This is a genomic window from Clostridioides sp. ZZV14-6154 (assembly GCF_020657785.1).
GTDB lineage: Bacteria > Bacillota > Clostridia > Peptostreptococcales > Peptostreptococcaceae > Clostridioides.
The window spans coordinates 192,178-212,330 of sequence record NZ_JAGWCY010000006.1 but is presented as its reverse complement, the minus strand read 5'-3'; the positions used below and the strand labels follow the sequence as shown (position 1 = coordinate 212,330).

The 20,153-nt window shown below is 28.6% G+C and carries 19 protein-coding genes; 18 read left to right on the top strand and 1 reads right to left on the bottom strand.

Going from position 1 to position 20,153, the window contains the following annotated elements:
- The first annotated feature begins 33 nt into the window (after positions 1–33).
- The 18 genes from KGF45_RS13970 to KGF45_RS13885 all read left to right on the top strand — a co-directional run bounded on the left by KGF45_RS13970 (position 34) and on the right by KGF45_RS13885 (position 18,484).
- Positions 34–552 (top strand): chemotaxis protein CheW, encoded by a 519-nt coding sequence (locus tag KGF45_RS13970; protein ID WP_227842760.1) that lies wholly within the window; start codon positions 34–36, stop codon positions 550–552.
- Positions 553–687: 135 nt separating this feature from the next.
- Positions 688–1,647, top strand: coding sequence for a diguanylate cyclase (locus tag KGF45_RS13965; protein WP_227829994.1), 960 nt, complete (start codon positions 688–690; stop codon positions 1,645–1,647).
- Positions 1,648–1,688: 41 nt separating this feature from the next.
- Positions 1,689–3,392 carry a methyl-accepting chemotaxis protein gene (locus KGF45_RS13960; RefSeq protein WP_227829993.1) on the top strand — a complete coding sequence of 568 codons (1,704 nt, stop codon included), beginning with the start codon at positions 1,689–1,691 and terminating at the stop codon, positions 3,390–3,392.
- A gap of 61 nt (positions 3,393–3,453) precedes the next feature.
- The gene (locus tag KGF45_RS13955; RefSeq protein WP_227829992.1) at positions 3,454–5,580 is read left to right on the top strand and encodes a chemotaxis protein CheA; all 2,127 of its coding nucleotides are present in this window, start codon (positions 3,454–3,456) and stop codon (positions 5,578–5,580) included.
- A 12-nt stretch (positions 5,581–5,592) separates the two neighbouring features.
- The gene (locus KGF45_RS13950; RefSeq protein WP_227829991.1) at positions 5,593–6,033 is read left to right on the top strand and encodes a chemotaxis protein CheW; all 441 of its coding nucleotides are present in this window, start codon (positions 5,593–5,595) and stop codon (positions 6,031–6,033) included.
- Between the two features lie 35 nt (positions 6,034–6,068).
- Positions 6,069–6,872 carry a CheR family methyltransferase gene (locus KGF45_RS13945; protein ID WP_227829990.1) on the top strand — a complete coding sequence of 268 codons (804 nt, stop codon included), beginning with the start codon at positions 6,069–6,071 and terminating at the stop codon, positions 6,870–6,872.
- Between the two features lie 39 nt (positions 6,873–6,911).
- Positions 6,912–7,493: a CheB methylesterase domain-containing protein gene (locus tag KGF45_RS13940; protein WP_227829989.1), complete on the top strand. Its 582-nt coding sequence runs from the start codon at positions 6,912–6,914 to the stop codon at positions 7,491–7,493.
- Positions 7,494–7,612: 119 nt separating this feature from the next.
- Positions 7,613–8,476 (top strand): DUF3298 and DUF4163 domain-containing protein, encoded by an 864-nt coding sequence (locus tag KGF45_RS13935; protein ID WP_227842759.1) that lies wholly within the window; start codon positions 7,613–7,615, stop codon positions 8,474–8,476.
- A 107-nt stretch (positions 8,477–8,583) separates the two neighbouring features.
- Complete coding sequence (locus KGF45_RS13930; RefSeq protein ID WP_227842758.1) at positions 8,584–9,573, top strand: ornithine cyclodeaminase family protein; 990 nt, start codon at positions 8,584–8,586, stop codon at positions 9,571–9,573.
- Positions 9,574–9,665: 92 nt separating this feature from the next.
- Positions 9,666–10,277 (top strand): hypothetical protein, encoded by a 612-nt coding sequence (locus KGF45_RS13925; RefSeq protein WP_227829986.1) that lies wholly within the window; start codon positions 9,666–9,668, stop codon positions 10,275–10,277.
- Between the two features lie 286 nt (positions 10,278–10,563).
- Positions 10,564–11,343, top strand: a complete 780-nt coding sequence (locus tag KGF45_RS13920; protein WP_227842757.1) for a DUF975 family protein — start codon at positions 10,564–10,566, stop codon at positions 11,341–11,343.
- A gap of 204 nt (positions 11,344–11,547) precedes the next feature.
- Positions 11,548–11,907, top strand: coding sequence for a BlaI/MecI/CopY family transcriptional regulator (locus KGF45_RS13915; RefSeq protein WP_227829984.1), 360 nt, complete (start codon positions 11,548–11,550; stop codon positions 11,905–11,907).
- A gap of 10 nt (positions 11,908–11,917) precedes the next feature.
- On the top strand, positions 11,918–13,240 hold the full coding sequence (locus KGF45_RS13910) for a M56 family metallopeptidase (protein ID WP_227829983.1): 1,323 nt from the start codon (positions 11,918–11,920) through the stop codon (positions 13,238–13,240).
- A gap of 213 nt (positions 13,241–13,453) precedes the next feature.
- Positions 13,454–13,870: a hypothetical protein gene (locus tag KGF45_RS13905; RefSeq protein ID WP_227829982.1), complete on the top strand. Its 417-nt coding sequence runs from the start codon at positions 13,454–13,456 to the stop codon at positions 13,868–13,870.
- 411 nt (positions 13,871–14,281) lie between these two features.
- On the top strand, positions 14,282–14,677 hold the full coding sequence (locus tag KGF45_RS13900; RefSeq protein WP_227829981.1) for a hypothetical protein: 396 nt from the start codon (positions 14,282–14,284) through the stop codon (positions 14,675–14,677).
- 425 nt (positions 14,678–15,102) lie between these two features.
- Positions 15,103–16,884: an indolepyruvate ferredoxin oxidoreductase subunit alpha gene (gene iorA / locus KGF45_RS13895; RefSeq protein ID WP_227842756.1), complete on the top strand. Its 1,782-nt coding sequence runs from the start codon at positions 15,103–15,105 to the stop codon at positions 16,882–16,884.
- Positions 16,884–17,459 carry an indolepyruvate oxidoreductase subunit beta gene (locus tag KGF45_RS13890; protein ID WP_227842755.1) on the top strand — a complete coding sequence of 192 codons (576 nt, stop codon included), beginning with the start codon at positions 16,884–16,886 and terminating at the stop codon, positions 17,457–17,459. The genes iorA and KGF45_RS13890 overlap by 1 nt, the downstream gene beginning before the upstream one ends.
- A gap of 368 nt (positions 17,460–17,827) precedes the next feature.
- Positions 17,828–18,484 carry a hypothetical protein gene (locus KGF45_RS13885; RefSeq protein ID WP_227829978.1) on the top strand — a complete coding sequence of 219 codons (657 nt, stop codon included), beginning with the start codon at positions 17,828–17,830 and terminating at the stop codon, positions 18,482–18,484.
- 215 nt (positions 18,485–18,699) lie between these two features.
- Here KGF45_RS13885 and sleC read toward each other — a convergent pair whose 3' ends face one another.
- Positions 18,700–19,971: a spore cortex-lytic germination protein SleC gene (sleC, locus tag KGF45_RS13880; RefSeq protein ID WP_227829977.1), complete on the bottom strand. Its 1,272-nt coding sequence runs from the start codon at positions 19,969–19,971 to the stop codon at positions 18,700–18,702.
- Positions 19,972–20,153: the final 182 nt, after the last annotated feature.

Here is a 20,153-nt window from a genome sequence, read left to right as displayed (position 1 = left end):
TTATGTAGAATATGTTTAAGGGGGAGGTATTAAATGAGATTTCTAGATGACCCATATTTAGGTTATGAGTTAGTCGATGAGGGGATTAAGTACCTAAAATTTAAAGTAGATGAACAGAACTTTGGGATTGAACTTGAAAAAGTCATAGAGATTGTTGGGAATCAGGAAATCATATTTATTCCAGAACTCCCAACCCATTCAAAAGGAATAATAAATTTAAGGGGAAAAATTATCCCAATAATAGATATGCATTTAAGACTGAGGAAAAATAATTTAAATACTACTGATTATGTATATATAGTAATAGTTGAGCTGGAAAGTTTAGTAGTTGGATTTGTAGTTGATAAAGTTGAGGAGATAATAGGTTTAGAAGAAAATCAAATATCACCTCCACCAAGGGTTACTCTTGAATATTCAGATTATTTTGTAAGCGGTATTGGAGAGATAGACAATCAAATAATTGCCTTGTTAGATTTGGAGAAGCTTTTGACAGATGAAGAAGAACTTTTAATAGATGAATTGCTTTGTAAATACAATTGCACTATCATGTAACACATATATATAATTATAGTGGCATTGTAATTATATTATAATGGGAACATTTGGAACTATAGTGGTATAATTATTAAGTATAAGAATTTTAAATTATAAGAATTTGAATATATTATGTTTAAGAGAGGTTTGGATATGGAAAATAAGCAACAAGGAACAATTTTAGTCGTTGATGATAGTGTTCTAATGTGCGATTTAATAGATAAAACACTTACAAAAGATAATTTTAAAGTCATAAAAGCCTTTAATGCAATAGAAGCAAAAGAGTGTATTAAAGAGTTTACACCAGATATTATTCTGCTTGATATAATTTTACCAGACAACTCTGGATTTGAATTATGTAGAGAAATGAAATCTAATATTCGTACAGAAGACATACCTATAGTTTTTATAACTTCAAAAAATACAGACACAGATATAGTAAAGGGTTTTGGAGTAGGAGCGATAGACTATATGGTAAAACCTTTTAGTATGACAGAACTAAAAGCTCGTGTTATGGCTCACATTGAAGTTAAAAAATCTAAAGATAAATTAAGAAAAATAAATGATGAGCTGGAATCTTCTCTTGAAAAATTAAATAGATTAGTTGTAAGAGATTATCTTACAGGTCTTTATAATAGACGTCATATAATTAATCAGCTTATGGAACAAAGAAAAATTAATAGATATAGTCATGAAACAGTGTCTCTTATTCTTGGAGATATTGACGATTTTAAAGTTATTAATGATACTTATGGTCATGAAGCAGGAGATTTTGTGCTAACAGTAATCTCAAGTATAATTAAAAAGAATTGTAGACAAATTGATACTGTATCAAGATGGGGTGGAGAAGAATTTTTGATAATGCTCACTAATACTTCAATAGAAGGAGCAAAAATGCTTTCAGAGAGAATTCGCAAAGAAATAAAGGAATTTGAATTTAACTATAAAGGAAATGAAATAAAATGTACTATTACATTAGGAGTAGTAGAGGTAAACTCAACTATATCATTAGAAGAAAATATATCCCTAGCAGATAAGGCAATGTATGAGGGTAAAAATCTAGGAAAAGATTGCAGTGTAGTAAGTACAATGAATGGACTACAGAAGATATAGATTGATATCTTGATAAACTTACTTTATAAAGGAGTATAGATATGAAAAGAGAAGTAAAGCTTTCCAAATTGGCAATAGTATTGCTAATTGTTATAGTACTAGCCGTTATGGCAGGAATTTTTTCTTCAATTTCATCTTATAGAGCATTTGAGAAAGTGGAAAAAAGTATCAATGACATGAACAATTTGAGAAATCAAAGTCAGTATATAAAAGACACAACTGGAGAAGTTTGTGACATGTTAAGAAGATACGTTTTTACAGGTGAAAAAAAGAATAAGGATGTCTATGAAAAAGAGCTATATGGAAAAACAAGAGAATCCGCTTTAAATAAACTTGAAAAAATTGGTCTTACAAAGACTGAGTCAAATAAAATTTTGGAAGCTAAAGAGATATCTGATTCTTTGGTACCAAAAGAACAAAGTGCTATAAATGCAGTTGAAAGTAATGACAAGAGCTTAGCTCAAAGCATAATTTTTAGTAGGGAATATGTAGAATCTCAAGAAAAAATGGATTCTTTAATAGATGAATTTCAAGAGGATGTAGTTACTCGTTCAAATGCTGAAATTGTGGAAGTCAAAAAAGAATTACAAAGTTTGATACTAAGAACGATATTTATACTCTCACTATTAATCATATTAACAATGATAGAATATACAGTAATAAAACTAAAGATAGTAATTCCTATTAATAAAGTAGAAAAACACTTTTCAAGAATTGCATCTGGTGATTTAAGAACAAGCATAGATGTTGAAGAAAGTAAATCTGAAATAGGAATGTTAGTAAGTTCTGTTAAAAAGATGCAAGATATGTTGTTAAATTATATAGACCTTATAGATAGTACATTGACTAGTATCGCAAAAGGGGATTTAAGAATAGACATAGAACAAGAATTTATAGGAGATTTTAAATCAATCAAAACATCATTAGAAAGTATAATAAATTCTTTTAATGATGATTTCTATGAAATAAATCTATCAGCTGAGCAAGTTGCAAGTGCATCAGAACAAGTATCAGCAGGCGCACAAGCTCTTTCACAGGGTGCTACTGAACAAGCTAGTTCAGTAGAAGAATTAGCCTCTACAATTAATGAAATATCTGATGGAATTAAGCAATGTGCAGATAGTGCTAGTCTTGCATGTGAAGTATCTGACCAATCAGCACTACAAGTTGGTTTTGGAAGTAGATGTATGGATGATATGATGACATCAATGGGGGAAATAAGTGAAAAATCAAATGAAATATCAAAGATAATCAAAACTATAGATGAGATAGCTTTTCAAACTAATATTCTTGCATTAAACGCAGCTGTTGAAGCAGCAAGAGCAGGTCAATATGGTAGAGGATTTGCAGTTGTTGCAGATGAAGTTAGGTCTTTGGCTGGAAAAAGTGCTAAAGCAGCTCAAAACACAGCAATTCTTATAGAAGAAGCTATTAAAACAGTGGAAAATGGTGTCAAAATTGCAGAAGAAACTGCAAAAGCATTAGACTTAGTTGTAAATGATGTAGAAAAAACTACTAATTATATTAATGGAATTTCTTCATCTGTACATAGTCAAGAGATAGCAATTACACAGATTTTATCTGGAATAGAGCAAATTTCAATAGTAGTTCAAATGAACTCTGCAACAGCAGAGGAAAGTGCTGCAGCTTCAGAAGAAATGTCTGCTCAGGCGCAAATTTTAAAAGAATTAGTAGAAAAATTTCATCTAAAAGAAAGTGAGATAAGAAAATCATCGTGGATTTAGATTATAGAATATTATATATAATGAAAAATAGAAATTTATTTGTCGACTGTAGGTGATAAATATGAATTATATTGAACCAAGTATGAGACCAATGTTAGATATGTTTATCTTTGAGACAAGTCTATTACTCGAGCAATTAGATGAAATTATGATTCAGACAGAAAAAGAAAGAGTATTTAGCAACAGTAATATTAATGAAACTTTTAGAATTATGCATACAATAAAAGGCTCAGCTTCTATGATGGGTCTAGACAATATGTCTGCTTTAGCACACAGTGTAGAAGACCTATTTTATATTATACGTGAAAGAAAAATAGAGATTATAGATAATGATTTATTGTTTGATTTAGTTTTTCAAGCATTAGATTTTATAAAATCTGATGTTGGGAAACTACAATCAGGAGATTGTATAACTTCTGATTGCTCTAGCTTTATAAAAGATATTGAAGATTATGTAAGTACTCTAGAACTATCAAGTTCTACAAATTTACAAGATAAGTTGAACTTAGAAGACACATACGAAAAAGAAATAACTAATTTAAATTTTTCATATAAAGAAGGCTCAGACATAGTTAAAATAGTTTTTGAACAAGATTGTATGATGGAAAATGTAAGAGCCTTTATGCTTACATTTGAATTGCAAGATTACTGTGAATTTTTAGCATTTTATCCTGAGGATGTAGAAAAAAATACGGATACAGCAGAATATATTAAAAAATATGGATTTTATATACAATTTATCGATAAAGATGATAAGAACATAATTTATAAAACAATAAAAGATAATCTATATGTAAAAGAGTATTCAAATGTTGATAAAGATGATATATATACAAGTGAAAAACAGGATAATATGTTGGCGAAAAAGTTAAAAACTAATTTGGAGATAAATTCCAAAGATGAAAATAATTTTGTAAAAGAAAAAAGTGAATTACAAGAAAGTGTTTTAAATGAGGAAATTGATTTAGAGCAAGATGGTTTAATTGAAGAAAATGAGCATCTGCCAATAAGTAAACAAAATATTATGACTGTAAATTTAGAAAAACTAGATTTGCTTCAAAATATAGTTGGAGAAATTGTAATTATGGAATCAATGGTTGTAAATAGTGTAGATTCTAAAGGTGTTGATATAGATAATTTCAATAAAGCAACAAGACAATTACATAAGCTTACAGATGAATTGCAGGATATAGTAATGTCAATGCGTATGGTTAAAATTGCAGGCGTATTTCAAAAAATGCATAGAATTGTACGAGATATGAATAAAAAATTAGAAAAAAATGTTGAACTAATAACTATAGGAAATGAAACAGAAGTAGATAAAAATGTAATGGATAATTTAGCAGAACCATTTATGCATATTATAAGGAATGCTATGGACCATGCAATAGAGCCTGCTGCTGAACGTATATCTAAAGGTAAAAAAGAAATAGGAACTATAATTTTATCTGCTGAAAATTTAGGTGGAGAAGCTGTCATAAGTATTTCAGATGATGGGAGAGGCCTCATGAAAGATAAGATTTTGGAAAAAGCTAAAGAACAAGGTCTTCTTAAACATCAAATTAATGAATATACTGATGATGAAATTAATTCTTTAATTATGACTCCAGGATTTTCTACAAAGGAATCTATAACTGAATTTTCTGGTAGAGGAGTAGGGATGGATATTGTTCGTAAAAGTATTGAAAAAGTCGGCGGTTCAATTGGTGTAAAAAGTACAAAAGATGAAGGAACAACATTTACTATAAAAATACCACTGACACTTTCTATAGTAGAAGGTATGGAGTTCAAAGTTGGAAATTCGATGTTTACTTTGCCAATATCATCAATAAGAAGTACATTTAAACTTGCAGATTTAAGCCAAGTAATTAAAGATGGCAGTAAAACAGAATTAATTACAATATATGGAGCATGTATTCCTATTATAAGATTACATAAAATATATGATATTCATACAGATATAACTGAATTAGTAAATGGGAATATGATAATCATAGAAAATGAGCATAAAGCAGTATGTATTTTTGTGGATGAAATAATAGGAACTCAACAGGTTGTAGTAAAGCCATTTCCAGTTTATTTTAACAGGTTTAATATGAAAAACAATGGTTTTTCAGGATGCACAATACTTGGTGATGGAAGTATAAGTCTGATTATAGATGCAGATAACATTATGGAAATATATTAGGGGATTTAAAGTATGTCTACAGATGAGATTATAAAACAAGTATTAACATTTTATGTTAATGATGTTATTTATGGAATAGAATTAGAAAATGTAATTGAGACTATAAGGTTTCAACCAATAACATATGTACCACGTCTTCCAAATTATATAAATGGAGTTATTAATTTGAGAGGAAGAATTATACCAGTTATTGATATGCATATTAGATACAATCTTCCTGAAGTTGATTATAATGAGAGAACATGTATAATAATTATAAAAATTGATGAGTATCAAGTTGGAATTATTGTAGATAAAATTGTTGATGTTGTTCTTATAGATAACTTAAACTTACTAGAGACAACTATTTCTAACAACGTAAATATAAATAAAGTTATAAAAGAGATTGTAAAAGTTGGAGATAATTCTATACTAATTTTAGATATTCGAAAGTTTCTAATTGGCAGCATGTAATTAGATTTGACAAATTAGCAGGAGGAAGTTTTTGTATGATAAAACTTACTGATGAAGAATTTAAAATTCTTGTAAACTATATAAAAAAAGAGTATGGAATTGATTTAAGCAAAAAAAGGGTATTAATTGAAGGACGACTATATAATACAATGCGAGAGAGAAAGTTTAGTTCTTTTAGTCAATATATGAACCTATTATTTAAGGATAAGACAGGAAATGAAGCTATAAACTTAATAAATAGGTTGAGCACAAATCATACATTTTTTATGAGAGAACATCAGCATTTTGAGTATATGTATAATAATGTACTTCCTTTTTGGGAAGAAAATAATAAACTCAGAAACTTAAATATATGGAGTGCAGGTTGCTCCAGCGGAGAAGAAGCATATTCAATAGCTATGATTTTAGATGATTATTTTGGAAGTAAGAAAGATTTGTGGAATATTAAAATTATAGCCACAGATATTTCAATGAATTCACTTGAAAAAGCTAAAAGAGCTATATACACAGAAGCAAATGTTGATAATGTTCCAAAATTATGGAAGAAGAAATACTTCATAGATAATAAAGATGGTACATTTAAAGTTTGTGATAAGATTAGAAAAAGTGTATTTTTTAAAACATTCAATTTAATTGAAGATTTCTCACATCAATTTTTTGATTTGATTTTTTGTAGAAATGTTATGATTTATTTCGATTTAAAAACAAAAGAAGAGCTTATAAGTAAATTTTATGATGTAACTAAAAAAGATGGCTTTTTATTTGTAGGTCATGCAGAGATAGTAAATAGAAGAAATACAGAATACAACTATGTAAAACCTGCTGTTTATAAAAAATAGAAGAATATTTTGGGTATATGATTTTGTGGGGGCGGTAATGTGGAAAATATTAATAACATGGTCATTGCTATAGGCGCATCTATAGGTGGTACAGAAGCAATACTTGAGATTATAAAAGACTTACCAAAATCTACACCAGGGGTTGTTGTGGCTCAACATATGCCAGCTATATTTACTGAGATGTATGCACAACGACTTGATAAGCAGTGTATTATGAATGTAAGAGAAGCTAAAAATAATGATAGAGTAGAGCAAGGAAATGTACTTATTGCACCTGGTGGATATCAAATGAAATTACATTTAGATAAAGATGGGTATTATGTAACTTGTGAAGAAGGTAAAAGAATAAGTGGACATTGTCCATCTGTAGATGTTTTGTTTGACTCAGTAGCACAAGTAGCAGGTAAAAACTCAATAGGGATAATACTTACAGGAATGGGTTCAGATGGAGCAACTGGACTTTTGAAAATGAGAGAAAAAGGTTCATTTACAATTGGGCAAGATAAAAATTCTTGCATTGTATACGGAATGCCAATGATAGCGTTTGATAGAGGTTCTGTTGTAATCCAATTACCACTTGATAAAATTTCAAGTTGTCTGATAAGTCATCTTAATATTTGAAAAGCAAAAGATTAATTTTTATAAATAAAAATTAATCTTTTATTAAAATATATGGATAAAAAACCCTAGAAACTCCAAATATAATAAGAGAGATTTATATTTAGGAGGAAAATGATAAGATGAAATTTTTTAAAGTAAATACGAAAGCTAGAGTTTTAAGATATGTGTTTGTTTTATCCTTGACTATAATAGCTGTTTTAGCAATTAAACATGACTATAGATATAATAATTTAGGGAAAGATGCTTTACTTAATCTAAATAAAGATAAAGAAGCTGTAAGCGTTATGAGCAATCAATCATTGCCAAAAGATATTACAAATAGTAAACAAACTTTATCAGTAAGTACAATAGGAAGTAAAACAATAGTTAAAAATGATGAATATATAGAAAGCACTATAAATATGCCTATAATAACAAATTCAAATAAGATTGTTGAAAGGTCTACAAATGATAGAATAAAAAATGATATATTTGAATTTTATAACAAATCGTATAAAGAGGCAAAACAATACCTTAAAGATAATCCTGATGAAGAAAATAAATTTGTTGCAAATGTAGACTTTGAACTTAAAAAGAATACTGATTCTACTCTTAGTATAAAGGTAAGATATTATACTTATAGTGGTGGAGCACATGGATATTATCAAGATATAGCTTATAATGTAGATATGAGAACAGGTAAGTTTTTAGAATTAATGGACTTATTTAAAGATAATGCTAAATATAAAGAAGTTATAGATGAGGAAATTAAACAACAAATAACTGATTTGGAAAAGAAAGATAAAGAAAATGTAGGAATATATAATTTTAAGGGGATAAAAGAAAATCAAAATTTTTATTTGCAAGATGATAACTTAGTTATATATTTTGATTTATACGATATAACTCCATATGCAGCGGGAATACCAGAATTTTCAATAAATAAAAAACTAATAAGCTACATGTTAAAATCGGAGTATGTAGATTTGTTTAATATGAAATAGGATTGTTTAATATGAAATATATTTATTTAATATGAAATAGAATTTGTATTAAAATGTTATGTTATAATATCTAGCATAGAAACTTATTAAAATTGGGGGTATGTAAAATGCTACTTTTAAAAAAAGATGACATAAAAAAAGTATTTACTATGAGAGATGCAATTGAGGCTGATAAAGAAGCTTTTAAAATTTATTGCGAAGGGAAAAGTGTAACTCCTTTGAGAACTAATATACCAGTTCCAAGTCAGGATGCTAGTATGTTATTTATGCCAGGATATGTAGAGGACTTAGGGTGTGCAGGAATAAAAATTGTATCTGTATTCCCTAAAAATGCTCAAAAAGGCAAACCAGTAATTCCAGCAACAGTATTATTATTAGATGGCGAAACTGGAGAAGTATGTGCTGCTTTAGATGGTACTTATATAACTCAAGTTCGTACTGGTGCAGCATCTGGTGCAGCTATAGATGTTTTGGCTAAAAAAGATTCTAAGATAGGGGCTTTAATAGGCTTAGGAGGACAAGGTGAGTCACAACTTGAGGCTATGTTAGAAGCTAGAAATTTAGATGAAGTAAGAGTTTTCAGTAGAAATAAAGAAAGTAGAGAAAAATTTGCAAAAGAGATGAACTTAAAGCTAAGCAAATATAACACTAAAATAGTTGCAGTTGAGTCATCTGATGAAGCCATAGATAATGCTGATGTAATAGTTTTAGCAACTACATCAAAAAAACCAGTATTTGATGGAAATTTAGTGAAAAAGGGAGCATTAGTAAGTGCTGTAGGTTCATACTTACCAGATATGCAAGAGATGTGCCCAACTTGTTTAATTAGAGCATCTAAGATATTTTTTGAATCAACAGATGCAGTTTTATCAGAATCAGGAGATATATTGATTCCTTTAGAAGAAGGTAAAATAAGTAAAGCTGATTTTAGTGGTGATTTAGGAAATGTTATAAACGGAACTATTTCTGGAAGAGAAAATGATGATGAAATAATTGTGTTTAAAAGTGTCGGAATAGGTGTACAAGATGTCGTAACAGCAAAAAGAATATATGATAAAGCAAAAGATAGAGGGATTGGAACAGACTGGAAGTGGTAAAATTTTCAAAATAAAGTTATAATTAGACAAAATTATGCTATAATATCAATAAATAAATTTTTTTATTCAATTAACTGAGGGAGGATATTTGTATGAAAATGGTAAAAAAATTAATCTTATCTGCTATTATGGCTTTAGTTTTAGTTCTAACTATAGGCTGTTCTAATGCAGAAGAAAAAGTAAAATCGAATTTTGAAGCTAATTTAGCAGCACTAGAAATGTATAAATACGATGAAAAAGGTATTTCTGAAGCTTTGACAGAAGCTGAATATAAACGAATTCAAACTTATAACAACGTAGATAAAGTTTCAATGCTTAATCAATTAACACCTCTTTATGGAAAAGAGAATGCTGAAAAGATATACAGCACAATTGTTAAATTAATACAAGGTGTTGAAAAGACAGTAACAGTAGATTCTTCTAGTAAGGATAAGATAACTCTAAAAGTTGTAAGTAAAGCATTGGATACTAGTAAAGTAATGTCTGAGGCAAATGATTTAGTAAAATCATATGTAACTGATAAAAATAATTACAACAAAGCAGAAAAAGAAGTTCAAGACGATATGGCAAAAATGATTATCGACCTTTACAACAAAAAGCCAACTAAGGATGTTACAACTTCAATTACATATACTAAAAAAGATGGTAAATGGCAACCACCTAGCAATATACAAAAATTATGTGAAGGAATATATACAATTTAATTTATTTTAAAGACACTAAAACTATCTTTTAAACATATAATAAACTGTTTGGAAGATAGTTTATTTTATTATTTATTGAACACTACCTTTCAAATTTATTTGATATACTTGGCAGTTTTGACTATATAAAACTTTCAATACAATTATGTTATATCTTGATAAAACATGGTGAATAATTGTATGTTATATAGTCGAAAATATGATATATTAATATTATATTATATGATAAAAGTTTATTTATATGCTTTTAGGGAGATTTTTTATATAAAATGAAAGGGGTGTTTTTATGTTATCAAGGAAAGAATTAAAAAGAGTATCAAAAGCTCAGTTATCTGGAAACTGGGGAATATGTGCAATTAATATGGCAATATATATTGCGTTGATATTAGTTATATCATTTATAGGATTACCTTTTGAGCCTTTAACTACTATCATAGTAGCTATAATAGGTTTTTTAGTTGCAGCAGGATTTACATGCATGTTTTTAAAGATTACTAAAGATAAAAAAGTCAAGATGGGAGATATCTTCGTAAATGGAAGAATTTATTTAAGAAGTTTTGGACTTTATATATTAGAATCAATTGCTGTTTATATTTATTCTTTTATAATTACAATTATAGGAGCATTTTTATCATTTGGAGTTTTACTTACTAGTGGAGCAATTGAATATCTATCAAGTAATAACGTTGGAGTAGGAACTGTAATTTCTACTGCTATAACTCTAGTTATTATAGTAATTGTGTTGATGTTGCCAGTTTATATATTGCTATTATACATTTCTCAAGCTGCTTTTTTAATATGTGAAGACAAAGATAATCTGGGTGTATTTAAAGCAATGGGTGCTAGTTTAGATATGATGAAGGGAAATGTACTTAAACTATTTATATTAAATCTTAGCTTTATAGGATGGTATATATTGACTATATTCACTTTAGGAATAGGTTTGTTATGGTTAATTCCATATATAGGAGTTACTAATTGTAATTTCTATAGAGAATTATTAAAAGATAATCCAGATGTAGAAAATATATTGCTAGATAAGGAAAAATCTTATTCTATGTATTAAGATAGTTTTATAGTTAAATAAAATAAAGCTTTATTTAGATATTAAAGTATAAGAATGACAAGACTGTCTTTTACAAGAACTATTTCTTTAAAGGACAGTTTTTGTTATTAAAAAAATAAATGGTTGACATCACATAGACTACTGTGATAGTTTTAAATTATAATATTGACTATTGTGATAACCATATTTGAGGAGCGATTTTATATGGAAATAAAATTATTTGATTCAGAACTTAAAGTGATGGAAGTTCTATGGGAGATAGGAGAAAGTAAAGCAGGGGAATTAGTAAAAATTTTAAAGGAAGAGACCGGATGGAATAGAAACACTACGTATACAGTTATAAAAAAATTAGTATCAAAAGGTGCAATAGAAAGAATTGAACCAAACTTTGTTTGTAAACCTTTAATAAGCAAAGAAGAAGTTCAAAAGCATGAAACAGAAAGCTTAATTAATAAAATGTTTGGAGGGTCTTCAGAAAAATTTCTTTCAGCTTTTATTAATAAAGAAAATCTCTCAAGTGATGAGATTACAAAACTTAAACAGATTGTTGAGAAATTAAAGTGAGGTAAGATTAATGTTCACTAAATTATTAGAAATGAGTGTTACTTCTGGAGTTTTAATTTTAATTGTTATTTTTATAAGAGCATGTTTGTTTAAAAAATTGCCTAAAAAGGTATTTGTATTATTATGGCTAGTTGTTCTGTTTAAACTTTTAGTACCAGTAAGTTTAAACTCTAGTTTTAGTATTTATAGCATTATTGAGTCAAATTTTGATGCCCAATTGGGAAATACATCAGCTGTAAATTATTCAATTAAGAAAAATAATAATTTTATAAGCAAGAATAATTTTGGAGAGTCTAAGGCTTTATTTAATCTTGAGAATTTTACAGCATTTGAAATCTCAAGTATTTTAACGTTTGGAATTTCTATTATTTTTATTATGTTTTTATGCTTTAAGTATATCAGGACGATTAATCTTTTTAAAACTTCGATACATATAAAAAATCATGAATTTATCAAAAAGTGGGCATATGATAATAGGCGTCTTAGAAAATTTTTTGTTTGTATATCTGAATTTACTAAAACACCACTTACGACTGGTATTTTAAAACCAAATATCATTTTGCCAAAACAAATGGACTATAGTAATGACCAAACTTTAAACTTTGTTTTAACTCATGAATTAGTTCATATTAATAGGTTTGACAATATGTTGAAGTTTTTTATGCTTGTAGCCCTTGCTATTCATTGGTTTAATCCTTTAGTTTGGGTAATGCTTTTTTTATTAAATAAAGATATAGAATTTAGTTGTGATGAAAAGGTAATGAGTATAGTTGGTGAAGAATATAGAGCTGATTATGCAACTGCACTTATAAGTTTGGCAGAGGAACATAATACATTTCCAATGACACTTTATAATGGATTTGGAAAGACAAAGATAGAAGAAAGAATAGTCAATGTTATGAAGTTTAAAAAATCAACCTATATTACTTTTTTGGTTTCAGCTGTGTTAATTTGTGGAACTAGTGTTGTTTTCGCAACTGGGAATAAAGAAATTGATGAAGTTGAATCTTTTAATCTAATGGAAAGTGAGCAAAGTAATGAAAATGACTTTTCAATAGGAGGTCAGCCATTAAAAATAGAATCTAAGATAAGTAGCACAAATACTTCTATAGGGTTATCAGATGAAAGTAATGGAAGTATTGACTTAAGTACATCAGAAACATATAAAAATCAGAAAATTAGTTCAAAGGTTGATGGCGAAGAAGTATATTCTGATGTGTTAAAGTATTCAGTTGTACCAGTTGATAATGTTTCTAAGAATATATCTGTAACAAAAAGTATGAAGACTTTAACAAATAATAAAGTGCAATATAAAGCTTCTGAAAGTAACTAGGTATATGACAAATAAAGATGGATTGAGAATTAGGGATACTATCTTAAAATAATTAAATTTATTTTGAGATAGTATTTTTTATTAAAAAATTTTATAGAAATACTTGACACAGTAATGACTATTGTGATAGTCTGAAAGTGTAGTTAATAACTATTGCAATAGTCGCTATGAACTACACTACCCAAATAAATCTCTAAGAAAGGAAGATGAGTTATGAAAATAAAAAAATCCCTTATAAGTGCAATGATGGTATCTGCTATGGTACTAGGAGGAACAGGAGCAGTATTTGCAAGTGGAAATGACGATGTATCTAATATTGAGTTATCCAAGTTTAAATCTCTAGTAGAATCAGGGGTAACTGAGCCTGCTGACTTAGAAAAACATGGAGTTGAGTATTATACTTATGAAGAGTATGCTAAGCATATTGAAGAGTTAAAAGCATATGCTAAAGACCCTTCAGCAGTTAAAGATGTAAGTTCAAAAGACCTTGAAGATACAATTAAGACTATGGAAAAAGATTTAGAAAAGATAAAAACTGAAGGCTTAAAGATTATGAAACCTATCGTAATAGATAATGAAGATGGAACTCAATTGGCAGTTTCTTTATCTAGAGCTGATATAGCTGAATAATTAATATTAAGTTTTTTAGTGATAAGTATCAAAAGTAGTTAAAAAACTAAATAAGCGTAATTAAACATAGCAAACAAGAATAAAAAAAGCAATAAATAAACAATAACAAAAGACTTAAAGTCTACATGAAGATAGAGAAGTAAAAAATAAACAAATTAAATAATATAAAAGTAAATCTAGTCAAAGTAAAAGTATTAAACCCAATTTGTAATGTTAACATTTTTTATATGTATTAAGAAATGTTAACATTACTTTTTTTATTTAGAATAGGGATTTTTACTAAAAAACTTTATAGAAATACTTGATATAAAAGTGACTATTATGATAGTCTAAAGGTGTGGTTTATAACTATTGTAATAGTCATTAGAAACTACACTACCCAAATAAATCTCTAAGAAAGGAAGATGAGTTATGAAAATAAAAAAATCCCTTATAAGTACAATGATGGCATCTGCTATAGTATTAGGAGGAACAGGAGCAGTATTTGCTGATGAAAGTAGTGATGTATCTAATATTACATTAGAGAAGTTTGATTCTCTAATAAAATCAGGAATAACTGAGCCTGCTGACTTAGAAAAATATGGAGTTGAGTATTACACTTATGAAGAGTATGCTAAGCGTATTGAAGAGTTAAAAGCATATGCTAAAGACACCACACAAGTTAAAGATTTAAGTTCACAAGACCTTGAAAATACAATTAAGAGTATGGAAAAAGATTTAGAAAAGATAAAAAATGAAGGTTTAAAGATTATGAAACCTATGAGAATAGATAATGGAAATGGATTGATAGGTTTCTATGGTCGTTAAATAATTAAATGATACAAAAGTAAATTTAGTCAAAGTAAGAAGTATTAATTCAGCTTGTAATGTTAACTTTTTTTAATGTATGTTAAGAAATGTTAACATTACTTTTTTTTGTTTGAAATAATATTGAAAATATTATGAAAATTCTAAAGAAAGTTAAATGCTAGTTATTAGATTCATTAAAATTTAAAGAAAATATCCAAATGGGTATTTTAAAAGCTGGTTTTAAAAAACTGAGGTTATTGGCATGACAATTGCTTAGTAAATAAAATAAGAACAATATTATAAATTTATGGATTCATAGTATTATTTACTATCAATATTTAAACTTTATTGATAATAAATATATAGTTGATAGCTTCTAAAATGTATCACTAACAAATACACTAAGTTATCAAAAAGGTATTATTTCTAAGGAGGGGAAAGGCATGAAACAATTGCTTACAGGAAATGAGGCAGTAGCACGTGGTGCTTATGAAGCAGGTATATCTTATGCAGCTGCTTATCCAGGAACACCAAGTACTGAAATATTGGAAAATATAGCACTATATAAAGATGACATAATTGCAGAGTGGGCACCAAATGAGAAAGTAGCAGTAGAGTCAGCAATAGGAGCGTCTATTGCAGGAGGTAGGGCTATCGCAGCTATGAAGCATGTTGGAGTAAATGTTGCTGCAGACCCAATATTTACATATGCATATATGGGAGTAAATGGTGCGATGATTATTGTATCTGGAGATGACCCTGGAATGCACTCATCACAAAACGAACAAGATAATAGACATTATGCTAAATTTGCAAAGATAGCTATGATAGAACCAAGTAACAGCCAAGAATGCAAGGATATGATAAAGGCTGCTGTTGAGATAAGTGAAAAATATGATACAACAGTTTTATTTAGAATGGTGACGAGAATATGTCATAGTAAAGGACTTGTCGAGTTAGGAGAAAAAGAAGAAACAGTTGTAAAAAAATATGAAAGAAATCTTTCTAAGTTTGATGCTATTCCGGCAACTTCAAGAGCATTGAGAATTAAACTTGAAGATAGATTAAAAAAGCTTGAAGAGTTTTCTAATGAAACTGACTTAAACTTTATAGAATGGAATGATAAGAAAATAGGCGTGATAACTTCAGGAGCTTCTTATGAGTATGCTAAAGATGTGTTTGGAGATACTGTATCATATTTAAAATTAGGATTTACATATCCTCTTCCAACAAAGAAGATAAGAGATTTTGCAGAACAAGTAGAAACTGTTTATGTAATTGAAGAATTAGAACCTTATATAGAAGAACATCTTAAAGAAAATAACATACCATGTATTGGAAAAGAAAAGATACCTAATATAGGTGAGTTAAATCCAGATATTATAGCGCAATCAATTTTAGGAGAAAAAAGAAAACTAATAGAATATAGCCAAGAAAAAATAGTTGGTAGGCCTCCAACATTATGTGCAGGATGTCCACACAGAGGATTTTTCTATGAACTAGGAAAGGTTAAAAATGTACTTATAAGTGGAGATATAGGATGTTATGGTTTAGGAGGAGCAGAGCCTTTAAATGCTAAAGATACTTGTATATGTATGGGAGGAGGGCCAGGTGTAGCTCATGGAGCACAAAAGATATTTACTAAAAATAATATTAACATGAGAACTATATCTACAATAGGAGATTCAACATTCTTCCATACAGGAATAAATGGTCTAATAGATATAATCTACAACAAAAGTAATACTGTAACATGTATTCTTGATAATAGAATTACTGGAATGACTGGTCATCAAGAAAATCCTGGAACTGGATTTTCATTACAAGGTGATGTTACTGAAATGATGGACATTGAGACTATAGTAAAAGCTTTGGGTTGTAAAAACGTAAAAATAGTTAATCCTAACATGTTGAATGAAGTTAAAGAAGCGTTAAATTGGGCTTTGTCAATTGATGAACCTTCAGTAATAATCACTAGATGGCCATGTGCATTAAAAAAATTTACAGAAGATGATAAGAAAAGATTTGACCTTACACCATCAATTTGTAGCGTAGATGATGAGAAGTGTATTGGATGTAAGAAATGTCTTACAACGGGATGTCCTGCTTTGAGATTTGATAAATCTAAAAAGAAATCAAGTATAAATCAAGCTCAATGTGTAGGTTGTAAAGTATGTGCACAAGTATGTCCAGTAAATGCTATAAAAAAGGTTGGTGAAAAATAATGAAAAAGGTTAAAAATGTATTGTTATCAGGAGTAGGAGGTCAAGGTACTGTTTTAGCAAGTAAAATACTTTCTGCAGGGCTTATAGATGCTGGATATGATGTTAAGATGTCGGAAGTTCATGGTATGGCTCAAAGGGGTGGAAGCGTAACAACACAAGTTAGATATGGAGAAAAAGTACATTCTCCTATACTTGGAAAAGGAGATGTTGATGTATTAGTTTCATTTGAGACTATGGAGGCTTTAAGATATCTTGATTTCCTTAAACCTGATGGTAAATTAGTAGTAAATGATTATGAAATGCCTTCAGCACCAATTTTAACAGGAAGAGTGGATTATCCTGAAAATATAATAGACGATATTAAAGAAAAAGTGGATGTAACAGTGATAAAGGCAGTTGATATTGCCAGAGGTCTTGGAAATGAGAAGGTTATGAATGTAGTACTTTTAGGAGCATTGATTAAGGCTTTACAGCTAGAAAATGACATAGATTGGGAAAAAATAGTGTCACAACAGGTTAAGCCTAGATTTATAGAAATTAATATAAAAGCTTTAAGAGAAGGAATGAATGTTTAGAAAATAAAAATTACAGATAAAAAACTATATTATATAAAGAGTTAGAAAAAATAATTATATATAATATACAAAAGGTTAGGAAAGATTAATTATAGATATAATACACAAGGGATTAGGAAAGATTAATTAAAAATATAATATATAAAGGGTTAAAAAATAATTATAAAATAAAATTATATGTAATAGTTATTTAATGCAATAGCTATTTACTGAGATAGTTATTTAAAAACGAAATTTTATTAATTTAAATATGGAAAATGAATACCTAAATAAGCAATATTTAATAAATATATTTATATAGAGATAACAATAAAATAAATACTTGAAAGGAAGGAGAGCTATTTAGATTATTAAATAGTATTTATAATATGAAAAAAGGCGATTTTATATGGAGTGGAGTTCTTATTTGTCTTATTGCTATTTTAGTGATACCAAGTAGTAGAGCGGTATTTATGGAAGCAACAGGTGCACATCCATATATTGGAGGTTTTTTCAAGTTTGCTGTGTTAGCAACAATGGGAGACTTACTTGGTGCTAGAATTTTGCATAAAGACTGGAAAATACCAGTAGGAATTTTTTACAGGGCTGTAGTTTGGGGAATTATAGGTGTAGTTACAACATATGCTATGTCAATTTACTCAGCAGGTGTAGGGCAAGCACAAGTAGATGGTATGCTTCCATTTGAAGGAATAGCTTTTGCAAATGCTCTATTTAAAAGTGCAACTATGAATATATTAATGTCACCGACTATATTTTTATTCCATAAGGTTATGGATTGTCTTATAGATAAAAAATACGAAGTTGGAAAGGGCGTTAAGGTAGCTCTTAAAGATGTAGTAAATGTTGTAGACTGGAATGCCTATCTTGGTTTTAGTGTTTTGAAAACTATACCATTTTTCTGGATACCATGTCATACAATTGTATTCTTATTCCCTGCTGAATATAGAGTAATTGCCTCTGCTTTTGCATCTATAGCTCTAGGATTAATTTTAGCATTAGCCAATAAATCTAAAGCTGTAAATTAATATTATTAATAAAGTTAGAGTTGTTAAGTTAAAATTATTGATTGCTATTTTTTAAGAAGCTTAAAATCCCCCATTTAAGAGTTTTAAGGTTCTAAAATAATAAGTTATAACTACAAAAAATGGCTGTTGGGACTATTATGATTATAGGTTAAAAAACTTATAACATATATTAGTTTATAACAGCCATTTTTTATGTTAAGTTAGTAAGTTAAAATCTAAATTAGAGGATTTAAAGAAGCTATTCTAGTTGTAGCTACATAAAGCCTAGATATTTCATACCATGTTTTAAAATCTACTACTCCACTTTGAGGTAAACCAAAAATTCCTTGGAATATTTTAACGGCATTTTCTGTATCTGTTCCATATATACCATCTTCTCTAACCTTTGGAATAGCTGGATAAGAGTTAGATATAGCATTTAACTGATTTTGTATAGTTCTAACATATTGTCCAGAAGAACCAACTTGTAGCGTAGTTCCAGGAAATGATACTGGTACACCACTAACGATAGGAGCTTTTTCAAATACTATTTCATCTCCATAGAAATATCTTAGGATTGCCTCATAATCGTATCCTTGGTCACCTAGGTCTTTACTACCCCATTGAGTCATTTGATCAGGACATTGAGATTTTTGACCATCACAATATTGAGCTAATAATGGCTGTCTTGCGGTAGGAGGTCTTTTTATAAATGTATTAAATATAGCATCTACAGCCACATTAATTGGTTCAAATAGGTTTCTATTATTTATAAATTTATGATCATATGCTGTTGATGAGGTTATTGTAAAATTATATCCTTTGTTTCTATACCATTCAGTAAAGACTCTATTTAAAGTAAATGATATTATCGCTATTACATTTGCATAAATTGTCTGCTCAGGCCAAGTTGAATATATTTCAGATGAAGCTATGTTTTTAATGTACTCTTTAAATGGAATCCAATAATTTGCAGCTGATGTATTTTCTGGCAGACCATCATGAACTACTATAAATTCAGGTACTACAGGGTTATCTAATACAACGAAGCCAGTAGGTGGTGGCAATGGTTTTAAGTTACTTTCTGGAATTTTAGGAGGATAAGTACCATATAAAGTATGTTCTCCTATATCAAAAATCAACTCACTTTGTCTTGAGAAGGAACGCTTACTTCTTGTTCTAGGAAACATGGGAACTCCTTGTCTAGCTTCAATTGTAGCTAGTAATTGTGTCCCTTCTATGACAACTGTCTCATATCCATCTGCTATGGCTTCTACTATATACTGGCTATAAGGCCTAACATCAGATGGTTGTAGAGAGTAATCTACATCTGGTGCTGGTAATACTAATCCAGTCACTTGACCAGATTCATTGCTTATTAGGTTCTGGTATAAAGTTGATGAACTTTGGCTACCATTAGACATTGAATATATGTTTACTGTTGCATTTTGAATGGGTCTATTGTTAGTAGCATCAATTATACTTACTGTTAAGAAACCATCTTGCATCAAATCACCCTTTCTTTAAATGAATTTAGTTCCCTTATATTTCAAGATATGAATATAGCTTGAGATTTGTTAAATAATATAGATATAAATTTAAATTTTTTTGAGTGTTTTTAACTTATTTAATGGTAAAGAGTTTGATATATAAATTTGAATGTAGAAAAATTTAAAATAAAAGCTTAGAG

Bases quoted from the DNA above. Each gene is read 5' to 3' on its own strand.
- sleC (WP_227829977.1), bottom strand. From the start codon at position 19,971: ATGCAAGATGGTTTCTTAACAGTAAGTATAATTGATGCTACTAACAAT.
- KGF45_RS13915 (WP_227829984.1), top strand. From the start codon at position 11,548: ATGGAAATAAAATTATTTGATTCAGAACTTAAAGTGATGGAAGTTCTA.
- KGF45_RS13950 (WP_227829991.1), top strand. From the start codon at position 5,593: ATGTCTACAGATGAGATTATAAAACAAGTATTAACATTTTATGTTAAT.
- KGF45_RS13955 (WP_227829992.1), top strand. From the start codon at position 3,454: ATGAATTATATTGAACCAAGTATGAGACCAATGTTAGATATGTTTATC.
- KGF45_RS13930 (WP_227842758.1), top strand. From the start codon at position 8,584: ATGCTACTTTTAAAAAAAGATGACATAAAAAAAGTATTTACTATGAGA.
- KGF45_RS13945 (WP_227829990.1), top strand. From the start codon at position 6,069: ATGATAAAACTTACTGATGAAGAATTTAAAATTCTTGTAAACTATATA.
- KGF45_RS13905 (WP_227829982.1), top strand. From the start codon at position 13,454: ATGAAAATAAAAAAATCCCTTATAAGTGCAATGATGGTATCTGCTATG.
- KGF45_RS13935 (WP_227842759.1), top strand. From the start codon at position 7,613: ATGAAATTTTTTAAAGTAAATACGAAAGCTAGAGTTTTAAGATATGTG.
- KGF45_RS13970 (WP_227842760.1), top strand. From the start codon at position 34: ATGAGATTTCTAGATGACCCATATTTAGGTTATGAGTTAGTCGATGAG.
- KGF45_RS13925 (WP_227829986.1), top strand. From the start codon at position 9,666: ATGAAAATGGTAAAAAAATTAATCTTATCTGCTATTATGGCTTTAGTT.
- KGF45_RS13900 (WP_227829981.1), top strand. From the start codon at position 14,282: ATGAAAATAAAAAAATCCCTTATAAGTACAATGATGGCATCTGCTATA.
- KGF45_RS13920 (WP_227842757.1), top strand. From the start codon at position 10,564: ATGTTATCAAGGAAAGAATTAAAAAGAGTATCAAAAGCTCAGTTATCT.
- KGF45_RS13965 (WP_227829994.1), top strand. From the start codon at position 688: ATGGAAAATAAGCAACAAGGAACAATTTTAGTCGTTGATGATAGTGTT.
- KGF45_RS13890 (WP_227842755.1), top strand. From the start codon at position 16,884: ATGAAAAAGGTTAAAAATGTATTGTTATCAGGAGTAGGAGGTCAAGGT.
- KGF45_RS13885 (WP_227829978.1), top strand. From the start codon at position 17,828: ATGAAAAAAGGCGATTTTATATGGAGTGGAGTTCTTATTTGTCTTATT.
- KGF45_RS13910 (WP_227829983.1), top strand. From the start codon at position 11,918: ATGTTCACTAAATTATTAGAAATGAGTGTTACTTCTGGAGTTTTAATT.
- iorA (WP_227842756.1), top strand. From the start codon at position 15,103: ATGAAACAATTGCTTACAGGAAATGAGGCAGTAGCACGTGGTGCTTAT.
- KGF45_RS13960 (WP_227829993.1), top strand. From the start codon at position 1,689: ATGAAAAGAGAAGTAAAGCTTTCCAAATTGGCAATAGTATTGCTAATT.